The organism is Actinokineospora spheciospongiae (genome assembly GCF_003182415.1).
Classification (GTDB): domain Bacteria; phylum Actinomycetota; class Actinomycetes; order Mycobacteriales; family Pseudonocardiaceae; genus Actinokineospora; species Actinokineospora spheciospongiae.
Window position 1 is genome coordinate 340490 of the sequence record NZ_QHCP01000007.1, and the last position, 21653, is coordinate 362142.

18 protein-coding genes are annotated in these 21653 nt (G+C 68.1%); 7 read left to right on the top strand and 11 right to left on the bottom strand.

Annotated features, from left to right (window positions below; genetic code table 11):
* Positions 1–5 precede the first annotated feature (5 nt).
* From DFQ13_RS20755 to DFQ13_RS20785, 7 genes are all read right to left on the bottom strand, one after another.
* Positions 6–962 (bottom strand): aromatase/cyclase, encoded by a 957-nt coding sequence (locus DFQ13_RS20755; protein WP_110080995.1) that lies wholly within the window; start codon positions 960–962, stop codon positions 6–8.
* A 26-nt stretch (positions 963–988) separates the two neighbouring features.
* Positions 989–1771 (bottom strand): SDR family NAD(P)-dependent oxidoreductase, encoded by a 783-nt coding sequence (locus tag DFQ13_RS20760; protein WP_110080996.1) that lies wholly within the window; start codon positions 1769–1771, stop codon positions 989–991.
* Positions 1772–1806: 35 nt separating this feature from the next.
* Entirely contained in the window at positions 1807–2070 is a 264-nt protein-coding gene (locus DFQ13_RS20765) for an acyl carrier protein (protein ID WP_035280230.1), read from the bottom strand.
* Positions 2071–2164: 94 nt separating this feature from the next.
* Entirely contained in the window at positions 2165–3403 is a 1239-nt protein-coding gene (locus tag DFQ13_RS20770) for a ketosynthase chain-length factor (protein WP_052020894.1), read from the bottom strand.
* Entirely contained in the window at positions 3400–4671 is a 1272-nt protein-coding gene (locus DFQ13_RS20775; RefSeq protein ID WP_035280228.1) for a beta-ketoacyl-[acyl-carrier-protein] synthase family protein, read from the bottom strand. Before DFQ13_RS20775 ends, DFQ13_RS20770 begins: the two co-directional genes overlap by 4 nt.
* Positions 4668–4997, bottom strand: coding sequence for a TcmI family type II polyketide cyclase (locus DFQ13_RS20780; protein ID WP_035280227.1), 330 nt, complete (start codon positions 4995–4997; stop codon positions 4668–4670). The genes DFQ13_RS20775 and DFQ13_RS20780 overlap by 4 nt, the downstream gene beginning before the upstream one ends.
* Positions 4998–5189: 192 nt before the next feature.
* Positions 5190–5894, bottom strand: coding sequence for a response regulator transcription factor (locus DFQ13_RS20785; protein ID WP_233427482.1), 705 nt, complete (start codon positions 5892–5894; stop codon positions 5190–5192).
* Positions 5895–6621: 727 nt separating this feature from the next.
* On the opposite strand from DFQ13_RS20785, the gene DFQ13_RS20790 reads away from it, so the two are divergent.
* From DFQ13_RS20790 to DFQ13_RS20805, 4 genes are all read left to right on the top strand, one after another.
* Positions 6622–7317 carry an NAD(P)-dependent oxidoreductase gene (locus DFQ13_RS20790; RefSeq protein WP_110080997.1) on the top strand — a complete coding sequence of 232 codons (696 nt, stop codon included), beginning with the start codon at positions 6622–6624 and terminating at the stop codon, positions 7315–7317.
* Between the two features lie 313 nt (positions 7318–7630).
* Complete coding sequence (locus tag DFQ13_RS20795) at positions 7631–8110, top strand: hypothetical protein (RefSeq protein WP_110080998.1); 480 nt, start codon at positions 7631–7633, stop codon at positions 8108–8110.
* A gap of 328 nt (positions 8111–8438) precedes the next feature.
* The gene (locus DFQ13_RS20800) at positions 8439–9767 is read left to right on the top strand and encodes an NAD(P)/FAD-dependent oxidoreductase (protein WP_110080999.1); all 1329 of its coding nucleotides are present in this window, start codon (positions 8439–8441) and stop codon (positions 9765–9767) included.
* The gene (locus DFQ13_RS20805) at positions 9764–11380 is read left to right on the top strand and encodes an aminotransferase class I/II-fold pyridoxal phosphate-dependent enzyme (RefSeq protein WP_110081000.1); all 1617 of its coding nucleotides are present in this window, start codon (positions 9764–9766) and stop codon (positions 11378–11380) included. Before DFQ13_RS20800 ends, DFQ13_RS20805 begins: the two co-directional genes overlap by 4 nt.
* A 102-nt stretch (positions 11381–11482) precedes the next feature.
* Here the strand turns inward: DFQ13_RS20805 and DFQ13_RS20810 are convergent, their stop codons facing one another.
* The 3 genes from DFQ13_RS20810 to DFQ13_RS20820 are packed head-to-tail and all read right to left on the bottom strand — an operon-like array spanning position 11483 to position 14356.
* The gene (locus DFQ13_RS20810) at positions 11483–13513 is read right to left on the bottom strand and encodes an ATP-binding protein (protein ID WP_110081001.1); all 2031 of its coding nucleotides are present in this window, start codon (positions 13511–13513) and stop codon (positions 11483–11485) included.
* Positions 13514–13561: 48 nt separating this feature from the next.
* Entirely contained in the window at positions 13562–14125 is a 564-nt protein-coding gene (locus DFQ13_RS20815; RefSeq protein ID WP_325050947.1) for a DUF6879 family protein, read from the bottom strand.
* A gap of 15 nt (positions 14126–14140) precedes the next feature.
* Positions 14141–14356 (bottom strand): hypothetical protein, encoded by a 216-nt coding sequence (locus DFQ13_RS20820; protein WP_110081038.1) that lies wholly within the window; start codon positions 14354–14356, stop codon positions 14141–14143.
* Between the two features lie 202 nt (positions 14357–14558).
* On the opposite strand from DFQ13_RS20820, the gene DFQ13_RS20825 reads away from it, so the two are divergent.
* Positions 14559–15536 carry a pentapeptide repeat-containing protein gene (locus tag DFQ13_RS20825; RefSeq protein WP_110081003.1) on the top strand — a complete coding sequence of 326 codons (978 nt, stop codon included), beginning with the start codon at positions 14559–14561 and terminating at the stop codon, positions 15534–15536.
* Positions 15537–15590: 54 nt separating this feature from the next.
* A complete protein-coding gene (locus DFQ13_RS33215; RefSeq protein WP_146241309.1) occupies positions 15591–16523 on the top strand; it encodes a hypothetical protein in 933 nt (310 codons plus the stop codon).
* Between the two features lie 193 nt (positions 16524–16716).
* Here the strand turns inward: DFQ13_RS33215 and DFQ13_RS20830 are convergent, their stop codons facing one another.
* Positions 16717–17958 (bottom strand): hypothetical protein, encoded by a 1242-nt coding sequence (locus DFQ13_RS20830; RefSeq protein WP_146241310.1) that lies wholly within the window; start codon positions 17956–17958, stop codon positions 16717–16719.
* A 115-nt stretch (positions 17959–18073) separates the two neighbouring features.
* Here DFQ13_RS20830 and DFQ13_RS20835 point away from each other — a divergent pair, with 115 nt between their 5' ends.
* A complete protein-coding gene (locus DFQ13_RS20835; RefSeq protein ID WP_233438503.1) occupies positions 18074–21091 on the top strand; it encodes an AfsR/SARP family transcriptional regulator in 3018 nt (1005 codons plus the stop codon).
* Positions 21092–21653 lie beyond the last annotated feature (562 nt).

Sequence of the window (21653 nt, forward strand, 5' to 3'; positions counted from 1 at the left end):
GGCGCTCACCCCCGCGACTGCTCGGCGTGGGCCTTGGCGTGGCCGAGGGTGGCCAGGCTGTTGGTGCTCAGCGCCGTGGTCACGTACTCCTTCGCCTGTTCCACGGTGGCGTCCGGGCCGAGCACCGCCGCGATGTTCTCCGTGCGCAGCACCACGGTGTGCTGGGAGGTGGCGGTGGTGGTCCCGTCGCGCTCGGTGAACGTCCACACCCCCGTGTGCAGGTCCATCAGCGCGGGCAGGGTCACCTGCTTGTAGGCGATCCGGTGGTGCGGCAGGCACACCCGGTAGGACTCGGTGGTGTGCGTCGACCCGTCCTTGGCGCGGGTGTCCATCCGCAGGTTCTGCAAGCCCGGAGCGGGTTCCCGCAACCGCACCTCGGCCACGTGCGGCAGCCGCTGCGCCCACAGGTCGGCCCGGTCGATGAAGTCGTAGACGTCGCGGGCCGAACCGCGCACCTCGACGCTGTCCTCGAACGAGAACGTCCACTCCCTGGCCGCGTACAGCGACTCCACGGTGGACTTCAACGCTGCCAGCTCGGTGCGCGAGTTGCGGTCGACTGCCTCGTCGATCCAGGCCAGGCCCGCCGGGTCGTCGTCGACCGCGCGGTAATCGTGGCGCAGCCGGACCCTGGCGCCCTCGGGGTGCTCCTCGACGATCCAGGTGCCGCCCATCTGCGCCACCGGCGGGGTGGAGACCTGCTGGCGGAACTCGATGCGCAGGCCCGCCCGGTCCAGGGCCCGCCGCGAGGTCCAGTGCTTGGGCTCGCCGTTGGCGGTGGCCCAGATCCGGATGAGCTCGGCCTGCGAGCCCAGGTCCTCGCGCTCGACGAAGATCGTCGGCGGGAACAGCCTCGGCCAGTTCTCCACGTCGGCCAGCAGCCGGTAGACCTCCTCGGCGGGGGCGGCGACGGTGATCTCGTGCTCGACCTCGGTGAGGCCGGGCGGCTCGGTCTGGGTGGACATGCGGTGCCCTCCTGTCGTCGGGTCGGTCAGAAGTTGCCCAGGCCGCCGCAGACGTTCATCGCCTGCGCGGTGATGGAGGCGGCGGTGCCCGACACCAGGTAGCCGACCAGGCCCGCCACCTCCTCGGGGGTGGAGTAGCGGCCCAGCGGGATCTTGGCCTGGAACTTCTTGAGGATGGCGTCCTCGCTGGTGCCGTAGGCCTCGGCGTAGCCGGAGCGCACCCTGGCCGCCATCGGGGTCTCCACGTACCCGGGGCACACGGCGTTGACGGTGATCCCGGTGGGCGCCAGCTCGTTGCCCAGCGCCTTGGTGAAGCCGACGACGCCGTGCTTGGACGCCGAGTACGGCGCGCCCAGCACCACGCCCTGCTTGCCCGCGGTGGAGGCGATGTTGATGATGCGGCCGCGCTCCCTCTGCCGCATCCCGCCCGCGGTCAGCACCTCCCTGGTCATCCGGAAGACGCTGCCGAGGTTGGTCTCGATCACGTCCTCCCACAGCTCGTCGGCGATCTCGGCGGTGACCCCGCCCCCGCTGCGGCCCGCGTTGTTGACCAGCACGCCGACCGGTCCGTAGCGGTCGACAGCGGCCCGGACGAAGGCCTTGACCTCCGCGCCGGAGCGGACGTCCACCGTGGTCCCGTCCACCTCGAACCCCTCGGCGCGCAGCTCGGCGGCGGTGGCCGCCACCGAGTCGGCGCTGCGGGCGCCGATGAAGACCGCGTGCCCGGTGCTGCCCAGCAGCCGCGCGACGGCCAGCCCGATGCCACTGGTGGCGCCGGTGACCAGCGCGACCGGCTTGTCCTGCGTCATGTCCCCGTCCTCCTGCTCGTGTCTCGCGGTCGTCGTCAGACGGTGGCCGACAGCCGGGCGTTGACCGCCTCGACCATGGCGCGCGGCGTGCGGTGCTCGGTGACGGTGTCGTCGTCGAGGGTGATGCCGTACTCCCGCTCGATCAGGCCGCAGGTCTCCAGCAGCGCCAGCGACTCGTAGCCCAGCTCCTCGAAGTCGGTGTCGAGGATGTCGCCGCTGAGGTCGACGGTCTCGTCCGCTCCCGCCCCTTCGGTGAGGATGCGGGTCAGGTCGTCCACGGTGAACCTCTGCTCGGGCATGGCTGTGCTCCTCGGGTGTCGAAAGGTGTGTGTTCGTCCGGTGTGGACTTGCCTGCGCGTGGCGGTGCCACCGCGCGGTTCGGTGCGGGACGCGTCAGTCGGTGCCGCGCACGACCACGGCCGAGTTGAACCCGCCGTGGCCCCTGGCCAGCACCAGGGCGGTGCGCACCGACGCGGGCCGGGGCTGGTGCAGCACCAGGTCGAGCCCCAGCCCCGGGTCGGGCGAGGTGTTGGTGGTGGGCGGGATCAGGCCCTCCTCGATGGCCAGCAGCGCGGTGGCCACGTCGAGCGGGGCCGCCCCGGAGCAGAGCCTGCCGATCATGGTCTTGGGCGCGGTGACCGGCACCCCGCGCGGTCCGAACAGGCCGGTGATGACCTCCGCCTCCACCCGGTCCAGCTCGGGGACCCCGGCCGCGTCGGCGAACACCACGTCCACCTCGTCGGCGGCCACCCCCGCGTCGGCCATGGCCAGCTCCGCCGCGCGGCGCAGCCCCGGTTCCCGGCCGGAGCCGGGCGCGGGGTCGAAGGTGGCCCCGTAGCCCGCCAGCTCGCCGTAGGCGCGGGCGCCGCGCTCGACGGCCCGCTCGGCGTCCTCCATCACCAGGATCGCCCCGCCCTCACCGGGCACGTGCCCGGCGGCGTCGGGGTCGAACGGCACGAACGCGCGCTCCGGGTCCTCGACGGTGCTGAGCCTGCCGCCCGCGAGCTGCGCCACCCACCCCCACGGGCAGATCGGGGCATCGATGCTGCCGGAGAGGATGAGCGGGGTGCCCTTGCGGATCTGCCTGCGCGCCTGGGCCAGGGCGTCCAGCCCGCCCGCCTGGTCACTGACCACCACCCCGCTGGGGCCCTTCATCCCGTTGCGGATGGAGATCTGGCCGCTGTTGACCGCGTAGAACCAGGCGAAGGACTGGTAGGCGCTGACGTGCTGGCTGCCCATGCTCCACAGCTTGCGCAGCTCGTTCTGGCCGAACTCGAACCCGCCGGAGGAACTGGCGGTGATCACGCCCATCTCGTAGGCGTCGAAGGACGCCGGGTCGGCCTTGGCATCGGTGAGCGCCCAGTCCGCGGCGGCCAGGGCGATCCTGGTCATCCGGTCGGTCTGCGGCAGCAGCCTGCTCGGCAGGTGGTCGGCCGCGGTGAACCCGGTGATCTCCCCGGCCAACCGCGCCGGGTAGGGCGTCGGGTCGAACCGGGTGACCCGGCCGATCGCGTTGCGGCCGACCCTGGTGGCCGACCAGTAGTCGTGGGTGCCGACGCCGTTGGGCGCGGCGGCACCGATTCCGGTGACGACGACCTTCGGCTTCGCCGAGGTGGTCACGCCGGTGGTCATGGGGTCCTCCGGTCGGGTCGGGCGAGCACGATGGCGCTCTGGAAGCCGCCGAAGCCGCTGCCGACGCTCAGCACGGTGTCGGTGCGGTGCTCCCGGGCGGTGATCGGGACGTAGTCCAGGTCGCACTCCGGGTCCGGGGTGCGCAGGTTGGCCGTGGGCGGGACCACGCCGTACTCCATCGCCAGCGCGGAGGCGGCGATCTCGATGGAGCCGATGGCCCCCAGGGAGTGGCCCACCATCGACTTGATGGAGCTGACCGGCGTGCGCCGGGCGTGCTCGCCGAGGGCGCGCTTGAACGCGGCGGTCTCGTGCCGGTCGTTCTGCTTGGTGCCGGACCCGTGCGCGTTGACGTAGTCGACGTCGGTCGGGTCCACCCTGGCCTCGTCCAGGGCCACCCGGATCGCCTCGGCCATCTCCGCGCCGTCGGGGCGCAGGCCGGTCATGTGGAAGGCGTTGCAGCGCGAGGCGTACCCGGCGACCTCGGCGTAGACGTGCGCGCCCCGGCGCAGCGCCGCGCCCAGCTCCTCCAGCACGAACACCGCCGCGCCCTCGCCGAGCACGAACCCGTTGCGGGAGCGGTCGAACGGCCGCGACGCGGTGGCCGGGTCGTCGTCGCGCGGGGTGGTGGCCTTGATCGCGTCGAAGCAGGCCAGGGTGATCGGCGAGATCGGCGCGTCGGTCGCCCCGGCCACCACCACGTCGGCGGTGCCCTCGCGGATCAGCTCGACCGCGTGCCCGACCGAGTCGATGCCCGAGGTGCAGCCGGTGGACACGACCGAGACCGGGCCCTCCGCGCCGACCGCCCAGGCCACCTCGGCGGAGAACGAGCTGGGCACGAAGTGGTCGTAGAGGTGCTTGGTCGCGTACCGGTGGTCGACCAGCTCCAGCCTGCCCCCGTCGGACACGACGCGGTACTCCTGGTCCAGGCCCATGGTGGCGCCGACCGCGCTGCCGATGGTGACCCCGGTCCGGTGCGGGTCGAGGTCGACGAACTCCAGCCCGGAGTCCGACACCGCCTCCCGCGCCGAGACCACGGCGAGCTGCGCGGCCCGGTCCATCCGCCGGACCTGCTGCGGCGACAGGCCGCTCTGCTCCGGGTCGAAGTCGATCTCCGCCGCGACCCGGGAGCGGAACCCGGACGCGTCGAAGGTGCTGATCGCCCTGGTCGCGGTGCGGCCGTGGGAGAGCAGGTCCCAGAACGCCTTCGTGCCGACCCCGCCCGGCGCGGTCACGCCGATGCCGGTGATCGCCACCCGCCTGCCGCTCACCTGTCCCCCTCCCAGGAGTAGAAGCGCTCGGCCATGGCGTCCTTGGGCGAACGCCAGGTGGCCGGGTCGTAGGCGTCGATGAACGGCTTGAGGTCCTCGCTGATGCCGATGAACCTCGGGTCGAACTTGGCCTCCTCGATCAGCTCGCCGCCGTTGTCCGCGTCGAAGTCCTGCAGGTGGAAGTACAGGCCCCGGTAGGAGAAGAGCTGGCGCCTGCGGGTGCCCATGCGGTGCGGCATGTCGGTGGCGTCGAAGTCGCCGAACAGGTCGGCGACCTTCGCACTGGACCCCGGGTCCATCCTGGCCACGATCAAGGTGCTGTGCATCCCTGCATCCCCTTACGTCGCAAGCGTTCCGATGCCGACGACGGTGTCGGCGACTTCCACCGGAGAAGCGGGAGAGGCTGTTTTTCCCCCGCTGTCAGGACATCCGGTGGAACTGTCACCATCGTCGGCCGCCGGGCTCCGACCGGTCAAGGCGCTGCGCTACAGGGCTGTGTCAAGTCCCGTCAAGTCCCGTCACGACTCGTCAAACCCGGCGGTCGCACGGTCGACGGTCGCGTGGTCGGCGCAGCCCATGCGGAACCCGACGCCGCGCACGGTGATGATCCAGTCCCGCGACCCGAGCTTGTTGCGCAGGCTGCTGACGTGGGTGTCGATGGTGCGCGCGGACTCCATCCAGGTCTCCGCCCAGACCCGCGACATCAACTGCTTGCGGGAGACCACCCTGTCCGGTTGGGACGCCAGCAGGTACAGCAGGTCGAACTCCTTGCGGGTCACCGCGACCCGCTCGTCGCCCAGGCGCACCTCCCTGGCGTGCCCGTCGATGCGCAACCGCCCCCGCGAGACCTGTTTCGGCACCGCCGGGGTGGGCCGCACCCTGCGCAGGACGGCGTCCATCCTGGCCAGCAGCTCACGGAAGCCGTACGGCTTGACCAGGTAGTCGTCGGCGCCCGCCTGCAGGCCGAGCACCCGGTCCAGTTCGGTGTCGCGCCGGGTCACCGCGATGACCGGCAGGTCACCGGCCGCGCGGATGCTGCGACACACCTCGAGCCCGTCGATGTCGGGCAGTTCTAAGTCGAGCAGGACGAACTCGGCCTGGTGGAACGCCTTGAGCCCCGCGGCACCGGTGCCCACGACCGACACCTCGTACCCGTGCCGCGACATCCCGTTCACCAGGGACTCCGCGTCGACCCGATCGCTCTCGATCACAAGAACGCGCACTGCTGGCTCCTTGTCGGTGATGGAGCCGGAAGACCCGCCGGACCACCGGCACCCCCTTGGTCGTTCACCTCAGTACGCGCGCGGACCCCGGCCGCCGAATTGCACTGCACTGTGCAGGGCAAACCGGCGCCCGCGCGGGAGCACCCGACAGGTGTCGGGTGCAGCGGGGACATGGTCGTCGCGTCGGTCAGCCGGGAGGGGTCGCCGCCCACGTCCCGGTGCGGTCACACACCGCCGATCACCACCACGGTGAAACCGATTGCCCCCACTTTCACCGTTGCGATTGTTGCCCAACCTTTTACCCCCCGAACACTTATTGTGACCCGGGTCACAGCACGTTACGCAGGACACAGGCAGATCACGAAGAGTGTTCAACTAAAGTCGAACCCCGACGGAAGAAGGCGGCCAATAACAGCGATTCGAGACGTCCTCGCAGCTCAGCGTCCCATTGTCGAACGCCGACAAGCGATGGAGCAGTTCAAACCCCCCACTCCAGTGAAGCCGATCACAAATCGACAACCGGTCGTGCGAGCCGGACTCAGGACTTCTCAGCAGGGCTTTCGGACGAAGACCCAAGAAACGATTGCCGCGTCCGAGACCATCCCGGCAACGGTTTCACGCAGGTCATCGCACCGGGTGCCGCCGACCGCGGAAACCCGCGCGCCGGACCATGATCATCGGGCTAGGATCGCGGACCGTACGGACCCCGACCCGGGAGGAACGCACCGTGGAACTCGCCGTGTTCGGCGCCAGCGGTCCGACGGGACTGCTGCTCACCCGGCGCGCGCTCGACGCAGGCCACCGGGTCACCGCGGTGACCAGGCGACCGGCCGACTTCCCGCTCACCGCCCCCGGGCTGACCACCGCCGGGGGCGACGTGCGCGACCCGGACGCGGTGCGCGCGGCCATCGCGGGCAGCGACGCGGTGGTCTCGACCATCGGCGTCCCCTACAGCCGCAAGCCGATCACCGTCTACTCCGCGGGCATCACCACCATCACCCGGGCCATGGCCGACCTCGGCGTCCGCCGCCTCGTCTGCGTCAGCTCCCGCGCCGTCGACCCGACCCCCGCCCCCGGCGACGGCCCGTTCGAGCGCCGGGTCGTCGACCCGCTGCTGCGCCTGGCGGGCCGGACCCTCTACACCGACATGCTCCGCATGGAGGACGCCGTCCGCGCCACCGACCTGGAGTGGACGGTCCTGCGCCCCAACGGCCTGTTCGACACGACCACCACCAGCGACTACCTCGTCTCCCCCACCCTCCCGGCGGGCCGCTTCACCGCCCGCCCAGACCTGGCCGACGCCCTCCTGCGCGAGGCGGAGCACAGCCACCACCCCCGCCGGACGGCCTGGGTCGTCACCACCACCGGCGTCCCCACCACCCGCCAGATCATCGCCAGGGAAGCCTTCGGCATCGGCAAGTGACCCCGATCAGTCATTTTCAGGCAGAGCCAAGGGGAATCGGCAACCCGGATGTCCCGTTCCGTTCACCTGCCAGGGTGCGGCATGGGCAGCCGGACAACCCCAACCCCGCTACACCCGCAACCCCGGCACCGGCGCCCCAGCCGCCACCGCGGAAACCACCGGCGTGGCACACCAGGAGATCGACCGCGACACCTCATGGGTGGCACTGCCCGCCCGGCACAACCCGGGTGGTCGTGAGCGCGACGCCTCCGAGCGACCACCGGAAGTCGTCCACCGATCCCGAGACCACCGGCGAGCACCGATTCGGAAGACCATGAGCGAAACTCCTGCCCGGTACGACGTGGTCGAGGCCACCGTGACCCGGCACCTCCACTACGGCCTCGTCGTGGTCGGTCCGTTGAACCTGCCGGGGTACGTCGACAGCGACCACATCCGGGACTGGGCTCAGCGGGAACAACCGTGGCCGGAGGTGGGATCACGCATCAGGGGGGTCGTCCTCGGGTACACGTCGGTCCGGCCGGCCCCCACACGCCTGCGCGTGACGGCTCGTCCAGGAGACATCGCCCTGGTGGAATCCGTCGATGACCCGGACGAGGCGCTGCGCACCTGGAGGGACACCTCACCGGAGGGGGCGCGGGCGGCCGAGGTGCTGTTGCGCTCGGCCCACGCCATCCCCCTCCTGCGCTGGGCGCTCACCCGGGCTCCGGACGGCGACGACCACCGCACGGCCTCTGCCATCCTCGCCGACGCCCCACCTGCGATCCGGGAACAGTGCCTGGGTTCTCAAACTTGATCCTCGGGAACCGGAGGTGAACTCCGGAGCGGCCACCAAGTGGGCCAGCCGTCTCGTGCCGTGGGGGGTTTTCATCGGAGCGGAACCCCGAACTCCACCCGGGCGCGCGGTGTGCGAACCGCTGACAATCGAATGAAAGATGTCCCCGGGAAGGAGAAGCGCGCACAACAGCTTCTTCCCACTCGGCGGACCCGACCGCGGCCCGGTCCTTCCTGGGCAGTGGCGTCCAGGGTGGACCCCAACCCGTGGACCGCCGGTTGTGGACACAGGGGGTGCGCTCGGCCGTTCGGCCCTGTACACGGTTGGGGGTTGCTGTTGGGATGGCCGCATGTATGACGCTGTTGTGATTGGTGGTCGGTGCGCGGGCGCCGCTGTCGGGACGCACCTGGCCCGGCAGGGGCGACGGGTGTTGGTGGTGGACCGGTCGCGGTTTCCCAGTGACGTGTTGTCCACGCACTTCATCTGGCCGCACGGTGCTTCCCACCTGAACCGGCTCGGTGTGCTGGACCAGGTCCGAGCCGTGACACCCGCGCACACCGAGGTGACCATCGTCAACGACGGGATCGCCCTGCGCGGCAGCGTTCCCGAGGAGCTCCTGCGCAACCAGTTCCGGTTGCTGCACGGTGATGACCACGGGATCACCACGGAGTACTTCTCGGTCCGCAGGCACGTGCTGGACAAGATCCTGATCGACAACGCGGTCGAGGCGGGGGTGGAGTTCCGCGAGGGGTACACCGTCAAGGAGCTGCTGCGCGACGACGACGGCACCGTTGTCGGCATCGAGGGGCGGGACGGCACGGTCGAGCACGCGCGGGTGGTGGTCGGGGCCGACGGGCGGAACTCGTTCGTCGCGCGCGCCCTGGGCATCGACAAGTTCGACGAGCGGCCCCGGTGCACCTTCGCCTACTGGAGCTACTTCAGCGGCATCCCCGACGCCCCCGCGCAGATCCACCGCCGGGGCAGGTTGGGGATGGCGATGGCCTCGACGAACCACGGGCGGACCATGGTGCTGGCGTGGGGGCCGAGCGAGTGGGCCGCGGGGTTCCGGGCCGACGTCGAGGGCAACTTCCACCGCGCTCTCGGGCTGATCAGCGAGGAGGCGGCGGGCACCGTCGCGGCGGCCACGCGGGAGGAGCGCTTCTACGGGACGCTCGACCAGGCCGCTTACCTGCGGCAGTTGCACGGGCCCGGCTGGGTGCTCGTCGGTGACGCCGAGTCGTTCAAGGACCAGTGCACCGCGCTGGGGATCACCCACGCCCTGCGCGACGCGGAATTGGCCGCGGCGGCGATCGGCCGGTGGCTCGGCGGGGAGTCCGACCGGGACACCGCCATGGCCGGGTACGCCGCCAAGCGGCGCAGCCAGACCGCCGCCGCCTACTACGACTACGTGTGCACGCTCGCGGAGATGAAACCGCTGCGGCACGACGAGTTGCAGCTCTTCTCGACCCTGCGCGGCAACCAGGCCGAGACCGACCGCTTCATCGCCACCCACGTCGACGTGGCGCCGGTCTCGGAGTTCTTCGACCCGTCCAACGTGTTCCTGCTCAACGACACGGCCAAGGAGTCCTCGCGCGACCACGGCGTGTTCGCCGACTTCGAGGCCACCTACCGCGACCACCACCGCAACCCGTTCCAGCGCACGGAGGTGGCCCGGTGACCGGCACCGTCGCACACGAGCGCGAGGACGGCGAGGTCGTCGCCGCCATCATCGCCGCGGCCGACACCGCCGCGGCCGACACCGCCGCCACCGACCCGCTCGCCGCGGCCAAGGCCGTCGCCGCGGCGGCACGCGAGGTGTCGGACATGATGCGCAACTGGGCCTCGCACATCCCGTGGGAGGATCTGGACGGGTTGGACACCCTCCCGGCGGAAGAGGCGGCCCGGTTCTTCGACGAGGACTACCCGGCGATCCGCGCCGACCTGGAACCGATGTGGGAACCGGCGACGGCCGCCGCGCCCGCGATCGACCCCGACGAGGACTACGCGCTCGACAAGAACGCCTACGACTTCTTCCGACCCGTCGGAGCCAACCTGCTCGGCCGCACCGAGGAGTTCCACGGCTGGGTGGAAGCGCGCAGGCGCACCGAGACCTGGCAGTACTCCCGAGTCCTGGAGGCGGCGCCCGGCGGGGTCGCCACCATCACCAACGACCTGAGCAAACCCGCCCGGGGCATCAACTTCAACTCGCAGGACTACCTGTCGTTCAACGCCCACCCGGAGATCCGGGAGGCGGCGGTCCGGGCGATGCGCGACTTCGGCCCGCACAGCGCCGGATCGCCGATGGTGCTGGGCAACACCCGCATCTCCGACGAGCTGGAGGCGGCCCTCGGCGCGCTGGTCGGCCTGGAGCACGTGACGCTGTTCTCCAACGGGTGGTCGGCGGGCTTCGGCACCGTCACCGGCCTGGTCCGCCAGGAGGACCACATCCTCATCGACCGCCTCGCCCACTCGTGCCTGCAATCGGGGGCGCGGGCGGCCACCAGGAACATCACCCGCTACACCCACCTCGACGTCGAAGCCGTGCGCACCCACCTGGCCCGCATCCGCGCCACCGACTCCCGCAACGGCATCATGGTAATCACCGACGGCCTGTTCTCGGTGGACGCCGACTGGCCCGACGTCGCCGCCCTGCAGGAGGTCTGCCGCGCCCACGACGCGACCCTGCTCGTCGACGTGGCGCACGACCTGGGTTCGATGGGCCCCGGCGGCACCGGCGTCCTGGGCATCCAGGACATGGTGGGCGAGGTCGACCTGGTCATGGGCGCGTTCTCCAAGACCTTCGCCTCCAACGGCGGCTTCGTCGCGGCCAGGTCCCCCGCGGTGAAGCAGTACATCAAGATGTTCGCGGGCCCCCACTTCTTCTCCAACGCCCTGTCCCCCGTGCAGACCGCGGTGGTGCTCAAGGCGGCCGAGATCATCCGCACCGACGAGGGCGACGCCCTGCGCGGGCGGCTGTTCTCCGCCATCCACGCCCTGCGCGACGAACTGACCACCCGCGGGCTGACCTGCATGGGGTCCCCGAGCCCGATCGTGCCGGTCCTGATCGGCAACGAGAAGCTGGCCAGGACGGTCAACCGCCTGCTGTTCGACCGCGGGGTGCTGGCGTTCATGGTCGAGTTCCCGGTCACCCCGACCGGCGCCTCGCGCTTCCGGTTGCAGGTGCAGGCCGCGCACGAACCCGAGCAGGCGCGGGAGGCGGCGCGCATCATCGACGGGGCCCTGCGCGACGCGAAGGAGTACCTGTCCAGCGCGTTCGGCAACTCGTTCTAGCGCAGGAGGGCACGGGGCGCCGGCGCCGACGACGAGCGCCCCGTCCTCCAGCGCCTGTGGCGGGGCGAGGGTGTGATGGTGACTGCCGAACAGACCCCGACATCAACGGTCCAACTGTTCCATCATTTCTTGGATTTCCGCCACCAGACTTGGGTCTTTCAAATCTTTGACAATTTCGTCTACTTTCGACAGGAACTCCAACGACTCCTGTTCCCTGCCCATCCGCTTGGCTGCGATGCCCATCCCGAGCAGTGCACGACCTTCGTTTCTTTTGTTGTCGATCTCTTTGAAGGAGGTGTAAGCACGAAAATACTGTTCGGCGGCACGCGGCGCGTCGTCGAGGTCCAGCAGTGCTTGCCCAACGGCACACCTGGCCCAGGCGATGCTCCACTGGTCGTCCGTCTGCGACAGAACACGCAGAGCATCTTCCGACCGAGACAGGGACGCAGCGAACTTGCCTGCAGATCGGTCAGCGGCGGCCAGACTGAGCAGAACCATGCCGTCACCACGCCGCTCGTCGATGCGCTGGAACACACGACGTGCTTCGTTCAGACTCGCGATTGCCTCGGAATCGCGACCCAGTTCGAGCAGTACGACGCCTATTTGCCTGAGACTGAACCCCTCCAGCCACCCATCTCTGCATTTTCGACCTAACCGCAACGCCTCACGATACGAATTCAACGCCGCTTGGCGTTCCTGCAACAGCCATTGCGCATCACCCAGGCCGAGGTGATTGCATCCTTCGCCATACGCGTTTCCAGCGTGTTGAGCGGCGATCACACCAGCCTTGCTGACTTCCAGCCATTGCTTCCAGTGCTGATGGAGTTCAAGCAATGGGTAGATCATCGCCGATATGTGCCAGGCGATCTCCAACTCATTGAGACGGGTCGATTCACGGATCGCGGATACGAGGTTGACTCGTTCCTCTTCGAACCAAGCCCACGCGGATGCGGAGTCGCCGAACTCGCAGAACTCGAAGGAGGAATCGGCCACTTCGAGAGGTAGTTCATGGAAATTCGGAAGTATTGTTCTGCACGCGGCCTGCAAGGATCGGAAGTACCACTGGAACATTCGCCTATGGGCAGCGAGACGCTCTTCGACAGGCTCGTCATCACGTACGCGTTCAGCCGCATACTCTCGCAGGAGGTCGTGAAAGCCGTACCTGTCATACCCTTGAGATTGGATCAGATGCACTGAAGCCAAGTTCTCCAAACGATTCCTGGCGGACCTCAGATCGATGTTCAGTAGAGCACCGGCGGCCGATGCGGATAAGATCAGGCCAGGATGCAGTGCCAGCAAACGAAAGGTGCGGGCCGACTCGGCGGTCAATTCTCGGTACGAAGACGAAAAAACGGCGCGCACATCTATGTCTTCATCATCGACAGACGAGAACCTGTCCAACCGCGCTCGCTCGTTTGTGATTTCCTGCACAAATTCCACAAGTTGACGATCAGGTTGCCTGGCAATCCGCTCCGCGATTATTCTCAGCGTCAAAGGGATCTGACAACTGAGGCCGACAAGCTGCCGGGTGACCTCGCTGTCAACTGAAAAGATGTTCTCACCGACCACTTTGTTGAGCAACTCGACCGACTCTTCAACCGACAGCGTGTCAAGAGTGATCCGCTTCGCTCCGTCACGCGCCACCAAACCCGCTAACGACCGCCTGCTGGTCGCGACGACCAAGCATCCAGATGAACCCGGAAGAAAAAGTCGCGTGTCAGCGGCAGAGGATACATTGTCGAGAATTATGAGCACACGTTTGCCCGTGAGGACCGACCTCAACAGAGCCGACCGCGCGTCTACCGTCGGCGGGATTTGGTCAGGCAGAACGCTCAATGCCCTCAAGCAGCCATCCAGCGCTTCATCCAGCGTCGTCTTCGACAACTGTTTTCCACCGAAGTCCACGTACAACTCTCCGTCTGGGAACTGATGTCGGACCCTGTGCGCCCAGTGCACTGCCAACGCAGTTTTGCCCACTCCCGGTGAACCGGCAATGGTGACGAAGCCGAAACCATTCGAATCCAGCTGCCCAACATCACCCCACAACTGATCGAGCACGCCCATCTCGGAATTCCGATTGACAAACATTGTCACATCTCGCGGCAGTTGACGCGGCACCGGAAGATCAGGCATGATTTTCACTCGAAATTGTAGTGTCGGAAGGGTTCAGCGAACGACTACTCACTTCAACGCGTTCATGAATTTGTCAAACTTTTTTTCGAACTCCGCAAACGGTACGCTTGCCTTCAGAGTCCGATCTCGCCACAGATTGGCCTGCACGATCTCATCGGGGTCGTCGACCAGTTCGGCATACTGGAAATAACCGGCATCATCGTACTCCATGCGCAAAAGTCGAGAGGAGTCGAAAAGCCAGTAGTCAGTCGTCGGGATTTCCTCTGGCCATGCACCTGGCGTCAGCGGTATCACTCGTACATCTTCGCCAGCGGCCACGGTGTCTCGATATGACCATGCGCACTCAAAACGCAGGTAGTCGGTAAGAGGTTCCACGACGACATGCACTCGTTGGAACCTCTTACCGTCGGCCACGTCTTCTGTCACCTGTTTGACCCAAGAGGCTATGCTTGGTGAGTCACCTCGAGGCTCCCCGTTCAAAAATCGGCGGTAACTGTCCTGCTCGTATGAGACATCGTAAACTTGTTGAGCTTCCAACCTGAATGCTGTGTACGAGAATTCAGTGAACAGTTTGCCGAAGTCGGGGTCTTCAAGCGACAAAAAGCGTTTCATCAGAGTTCAAGCCACCTATTTTTGAGTGTTGTAGCGCTCGATCGCACCGAGTATGACTTCGGAAGAAATTCGAACAGCAGACTCGCCCGGCAGGACGTTTTCCAGTTCCCCCATCGTGTCACCATCGACGAGGTAACCCTGGACAACAAATTCGCCACTTTCGGCAACATATACCGTAGGGCAACCTTGACCACCGGAACTCGGGTCTTTATAAAGCTTGGTGAGCTTCATGAACACCTCGCATCAATAGGCCGTGTGCTACGATTTCCAGTACTCTGTACGGGTGATCAGGGTTACAGTAGCGTTGTGAACTCTTCAGCGCAAGCGCTCGCGTGAGCCAACCCCCGAAAGGGCTAGTCACATCGTCAATCTTGTGGTACCCGTGAGGAGTTTTTCAATAACGCGGGTTCTGGGCGGACAAGGACGAAACCATATGAGTCGCAAGAAGAAAAAATCGGCCCTTCGAGCCGCACTCCGGATGTGTCATCGAGTTCTTTCACGATTCCAAGGACCCGTGTTCGGTTTTCTCTTCGCTGCGCTACTGGGGATTGCAGCGATCGGACTGTTATTGGAACCGGTATCCCAATCGGTTGGAGGTGATACCGTCAGGAGCATCGCCGACCCGGCGCAGCGTGCCTCGGCCATCAATTCCGTCAGGCAAACCTTGCTCGGCAGTGCGGCAGGTTTGATCACGTTACTGGGCTTATTGGCGACATTACGGACATACCTGCTCTCCCGTCGGGCGCAATATTCCGAACGGTACATGAAGTCAATCGCATTGCTCGGCGCCAAGGCCCTCGACGAGCGTATCGGGGGAATCTTTGCTCTGGAGCAGGTAGCGCGTCAGCATCCACCGGACCGAATTGCCGTGATGAACGTTTTGACGGCGTTCGTTCGGCGGCGATCCGCAATGCACCACGAGGATGGCGCGCTGGACGCAGCGCCGTCGGCCCCGAATGATCCGGAACCTCGCGAACGGGCAGATGTTCAGGCCGCGCTGACGGTTTTGGGAAGGAGAAACCAGCACCCCGACGAGGACCCGCTTGATCTCTCCGACCTGGATCTCAGAATGCTGAAGCTGCCAGAGTCGAACTTGTGCAATGCCGACCTGTCTTACACCAGGCTGGAGCGAGCGGATTTGAGCGGTGCGAACCTGGTCGACGCAAACCTAACCGGCGCAAAATTGAATCATGTGAACCTCCGGTACGCTGATTTGCGGGGAGTCAACGCGACTGGCGCCGACTTCGAATGCGCAGACTTCGAGAGGGCCAATTTGATCGGTATGGTCACGACAGCTGCCACCATGCGCAGAGCAAGATTTACGAGTTCGAAGTTCGACGACCGCGAATTGGAAAAGGCTGACATTGAGGGCGCTAAATTCTCCAACCCGCCTGCTAAACCGCCGAGATGAAAGCCGTTCAATTCATGGATTTTACCCCAGGAACCAGCCCCAGGGAATGACGACATGCTGACAGATCTGGATCGCGAAGCAGTTCGAAGCAATTTTTCCGTGTACGAGCACGATTGGACCTTCGGGAGTGGCTACCTCGGCGAGCCGTTTTTGATCGACGACTGTCTGGCGTATTTTGACGGCCGAGTCGTGAATTTTGCGGCATTCAAGGCCGGACAACCCGGCACGCCGATATCAGGTGAACAGATTTGTCGCGGGGTTGCGCAGATGCAGCAGGATGACCGCGCTGCCCTCCTCCACGTCTGGGGGGTTTTCGAATCCTTGCCTTCCCTGACGGTCGAGGGTAACACCCTGCACCTCTTGGCAGGGCCGAGCGACACATACCCGGGCGAGTACACGATACAAGTCAAAAATCATGACATGTTTCTTCTTCCCGAAGCGAGGAAATCGACCAGAGCAGCCTTGAACAAAAAATTGAGGGCACACTTGGTGCAGCGGGAATTCCTGACGTCGAACCACTTCCGACTGATCGAAGAGTGGGTGAAGACAAGACCCATTGCTCTTCCGTCAGTTGCGGCAATGACATCTTTGCCCGCATATATCCGAAACCCGCACGTACTTCTCGTCGAAGTTTCGGATGACTCGCACTTCAGGGGTTTCGGGGTCTTGTCTTTTCCTACGCCCCGTGATGCGGTATTGGTGGCAACGTTTTCCGAAAAATATCCCGGATCGAGGATTGAGGACATCCTCATGCACGAAATCATCTCGCTGTGCAAAGCTCGCGATGTCACGACCCTGCATCTCGGGTATGCGGGAAGTGACTCACTGGCCCGATTCAAATGCAAGTGGGGCGCCACCAAGACCGGTCCGGACTACACCGAGGCGATCTATGCTGATCCGGAGATCGATGGATACGCCGACATCGCTCAGAGGTACAGTTTTTTCTGGAACTCCCGAATGCATGAAATCAGCGCATCGCGAGACTGACAAACCTTGACCTCGACGAATACGACGGAGTCGGAAGTTCCACACCTCGACAATGCCATGTTGGCCTCCACCGCCGATTCCCGCGTTTCCTCAGAATTTCCGGTCGACGAGTGCTTCGAAACGTCCGCTGTTACGCGCGGAAAGGCCGTGGGCGGGGGGTTCCCCGCTCACGGCCTTGGTCCGGCAGGTCGGATCAGACGTGCACCTTCCAGTGGACGTTCATCCGGTAGGAGGTGCTCGACGCGGTGAACCAGATGGACTTGGTCGAGGTGCGGAGGTTGTCCCAGCCCGCCAGCTTGTTGTTGTCGTACATGTGGGCGTAGCGGTGCGGGATCGTCATGCACGCCTTGGCCGGGGTGAACACGTCGTCCATGAAGAGCTTGATGAGCCAGCCGAGGAGCTTGCCGACGAGCCAGGAGATGACCTTGCCGAGGAGGCCCGCGAGCACCTTGGTCAGGTACACGCTCAGCGCGGTGCCGATGAAGTCCTCGATCGCGCCGAGGACCTGGGCCTGGACCTTCTCCCAGGCGGCGTTGACGGCGTCGGCGAAGCCGCCGTAGTCGGCGTCGGCCATGAGCAGCACGTCGCAGACGGTGGCGGGCGCGGACACCTCGTGGCCGATGAGGTTGGCGTAGGAGAACGTCAGCGAGGGCTGGTAGACCTTGATCTCACCCGAGTCGAAGTCGTTCATCACGGTGAACGGGGCGATCTTCTTGGTCACGCCCTTGTGGTCCACGGTGCTGCCGCCGAGCCGGATCTCGTCGCCGAAGTACTCGTTGGAGTTGACCGCCTTGATGGAGCTGATCTGCAGGCTCAGGCCCTTGAGCGTCGAATTCGCCGCCGTCGGGTCGACGCCCTCGGCCGCGGCGACGTCCAGCGCGTGCCGGGTGGTGGTGGCCGAATCGGCCTCCACCCGGTCCGCCTCGGCCTGGAGGCTGCGGCGCAGGGCAGCCCAGTCGACCGGCAGGTCGCGGAAGGCGCCCTCGAAGCCCAGCCGGGCGTACGCCGCGGGGTCGAGGCGGCCGTAGCGGCCGAACTCGGCGACCCGGGTGTCGACGTCGGCGGCCAGCAGGGACTGGGCGCCGCGGCGGGTCCGCTCCTGGCGCTCGGCGGGCAGCGAGCGCACCCCCGCCTGGAGGATGGCCTCGATCGAGCCCGCCGGGAACACCTGGTCCGGGTTGGCCGCGGCGGTGGTCAGCGACAGGCGGAACGCCTGGTCGGCCTCCTGGGCGATGACCAGGGCCTGGGGGTCCCGCAGGTCACCCGGCCCCTCGGCGGTCGGGTGGTCGGCGTCCTCTGAGGTCACGGCCGTGTCGGCGACCGCCTGGACGGCGCCCGGCGACACCAGGGTCGCGGTCATCGCCGCGGCCACCGCCACCGCGGGCAGGGCGTAGCGCCACGCGGGGTACGAACGAGAACGGAGGTGTGTTTTCATCGGGAAACCTTTCCTGGTCGTCCGGCGAGCGCCGCCCGCCGTGCACTCATAGGTCTACGGAGGCGACGTTGTCGGCCTGTTGTGCTGCTGTTGTGGCCCGTTCGCGGGGAACGCGGTGACCGGCACCGAGCAGGGCGGGCTGTGCGAGGTCCGGGTGCTGGGGCCGGTGTCCGCGCACGGCCCGAACGGGGAGGCCGAGCTGTCGGGCACCCGCCAGCGGGCCGTGCTGGGGGTGCTGGCGCTGCACGCGGGCGAGGTGCTGCCCTTCCACCGCCTGGTGGAGGTGCTCTGGGGCGAGGACCCGCCGCGCACCGCCCTGCGCACGCTGCACAGCCACGTCGCGCGGATCAGGCAGGCGCTGGCCGCCTGCGGCGTCCCGCCGGTGCTCGGCACCCGCGAGTCCGGCTACCTGCTGGACCTGCCCGCCGGGTGCGTCGACGCCCACCGCTTCGCCGAGCTGGTCGCCACCGCGCGCCGCGACCTGGCGGGGGGAGCCCCCGAGCGCGCCGCCCAGGGGCTGCGCGCGACGCTGGAGCTGTGGCGGGGCGAGCCGTTCGCGGGCGCGGCCCTGGTCGGGTGGGGTGAGCACGAGGTCGAGCGGCTGCGGGAGCTGCGCCGCTCGGCGGTCGAGGACCTGTGGGAGGCGGAGATCCGCTGCGGCGGGCACGAGGCCGCCGCCCTGGAACTGCCCCGGTTGGTGGCCCAGGACCCCACCCGCGAGCGCCTGGTCGGCTTGCAGATGCTGGCCCTGTACCGCTGCAACCGCCACACCGACGCGCTCGAGGTGTACGGGCGGCTGCGGCACACGCTGGCCGAGGAGTTCGGGGTCGACCCCGGCCCGGAGGTGGCCGCCCTGCACACCGCGATCCTGCGGCGCGAGCCCGTGCTCGACCCGCCGCCCCCGGCCGCCGCCGCCGCGCCCGTCCCGCCCCGGCAGCTCCCGGCGCGGGTCGGGCACTTCACCGGCCGGGACGGGGAACTGACCGCCCTGGACGAGGTGCTGGCCACCGCCGACGAACCGCCGATCGTGGTGATCACCGGTCCGGCGGGCATGGGCAAGACGTCGCTGGCGGTGCAGTGGGGCCACCGGGTGGTCGACCGCTTCCCCGACGGGCAGTTGTTCGTGGACCTGCGCGGCCAGGACCCGCGGCGGGCCGTGCCCGCCCACGGCGCGCTGGCCCACCTGCTGCGGGTGCTCGACGTGCCCGACGACCGCATCCCCGCCGAACCCGACGAGCGGGCCGCGCTGTACCGCTCGCTGCTGCACGGCAGGCGGTGCCTGGTCGTGCTGGACAACGCGGGCAGCGTCGAGGACGTGCTGCGGCTGGTGCCGGGCGGCGACGGGAACCTGCTGGTGGTCACCAGCCGCCTGGGCATGGCCGCGCTGGCCGCCCGGCACGCCACCCGCGTCGTCGTGGTCGACGCCCTGCGCGACGACGAGGCGGTGTCCCTGCTGGGCAACGTGGTCGGCGGACACCGGGTGGAGCGGGAGTCCGGCTCAGCGGCCCGGCTGGCCCGCCTCTGCGGCGGCATGCCGCTGGCCCTGCGCATCGCCGCGGCCCGGCTTCTCGGCGACCCGGCGCGGCCCATCGCCGAGTTCGCCGCCGAGCTGACCGGCCCGCACCGGCTCGACGGCCTGGTGGTCGACGGGGACTCCCGCACCGTGCGCACCGTGCTGGCCAGCGCCTACGAGCCCCTGCCCGCGGGCACGGCGCGGGTGTTCGGCAGGCTCGGCCTGCACCCGGGCCCCACGTTCAGCACCCACCTGGGCGCCGCGCTGGGCGGCCTGAGCCCCGCCGACGGCAGGCGGGCCGTGGCGGAGCTGGCCGCGTCGCACCTGGTCACCAGGGCGGGCACCGGCCGCTTCCGCTTCCACGACCTCATCCGCGACTTCGCCCGCCAGTCCATCGACGTCCGCGAACCCGGCTGCGACGTCACCGACCGCCTGGTGGACTGGTACCTGGCGGTGGCCGACGCGGCGAACCGCCTGGTCGACCCCGAACGCGACCAGGTGACCCCGGTCGTCCGCCACGTCCCGACCGAGCTGCCCTTCACCGACAAGCACAGCGCCCTTGCCTTCCTGGAGGCTGAGCGGGGCAACCTGGTGCCGGTGGTGCAGCAGGCCAGGGCGGGCGGCCACCTGACCGCGGCCTGGCAACTGACCTACCTGCTCACCAGCTTCTACGACGCCACCGGCCACTGGCACGAGCGCGTCGAGCTGTGCAAGCAGGGCGCCGCCGCGGCGGCGGAGCTGGGCGAGCCCGCGGCGGAGGCGGAGATGCTGCGCGCCCTGGGCGTGGCCCACTCCATGACCCGCAGACTCCACGACGCCCTCACCACCAGCGAACAGGCCCTGCGCGTCGCCCACACCATCGACGACGTGGTGGGCCAGGGCCACATCCACAACAACATGGGCAACACCTACGCCGAACTGCGCCGCTTCGACGAGGCCGTCACCGCCCACCTGCTGGCCGTCGAGCGCTGCGCCACCGCCGGTCACGCACTGGGAAAGGCGTTGTCCCAACGCAACCTGGGCCACACCTACACCCAGATGGGCCGCGCCGAGTCGGCCTTCACCCCACTGCACGAGGCCCTGGCGGGCTTCCGCGAACTGGGCCACGGCAGGCTGGAAGCGGGCACCCTCGACGCCCTGGGCGAGGCCCACCTGCAAACCGGCGAACAGGAAAAGGCCCTGGAACACTTCCACCGAGCCCTGACCATCTGCCGCGACATCGGCGACCGCTGGCTGGAGTGGGAAACCCTCCTCGACATCGGCATCGCCCACCTGGACCTCGACAACCACGACCAGGCCCGGCACCACTTCGAGGAGGCCCTGACCATCAGCCGCGAGGTCGGCGACCGCCACGGCGAGTCCTGCGCCCTCGGCCACCTGGGCCGCGCCCACCTGCTCGCGGGCGACCTGACCGCCGCCCAGACCCACCTCGAAGCAGCCCAGGCAATCCGCGAACGCGTCCCCGACCACTTCGAGGAAGCCCACCTGCACCGCGACCTCGCGGAGGTGGCCCAGCGCCGCGAAGACCCCACCACCGCCCGCCACCACCGCGAAACCGCCGCCCGCCTGTACACCCAGGCGAACGCCACCGCGGAGGCCGAGTCCCTGCTGGGCCCCTGACGTGGGCCCGTCCCCACGGACGGGCCCACATCCCCACTGCCGCCCGCCCCGGAGCCGACCACCCACCCAGGCCACCGCCTGCCCCGCCGAACCCCACCCGGGCGCAGCGCCCGACCACCCAGCCAAACGCTGGTCCGGTGACCAGCCACCCGAACCCACCGGGCGCAACTGCCGACCACCCCCGCAACCGCCGGCCCGGCAACCCACCACGCCAAACCCTCAGCGGCGCAGCCGATGACCACCCCGCCAGCCGCCAGCCGGCGGCCAGCCACCCCGAGCCGTCAACGGCGCAGCCACCGACCACCCCACCAGCCACCGGCCAGCGGCCAGCCACCCCGAGCCGTCAACGGCGCAGCCACCGACCACCCCACCAGCCACCGGCCAGCGGCCAGCCACCCCGAGCCGTCAACGGCGCAGCCACCGACCACCCCACCAGCCACCGGCCAGCGGCCAGCCACCCCGAGCCGTCAACGGCGCAGCCACCGACCACCCCACCAGCCACCGGCCAGCGGCCAGCCACCCCGAGCCGTCAGCGGCGCAGCCACCGACCACCCAACAAACC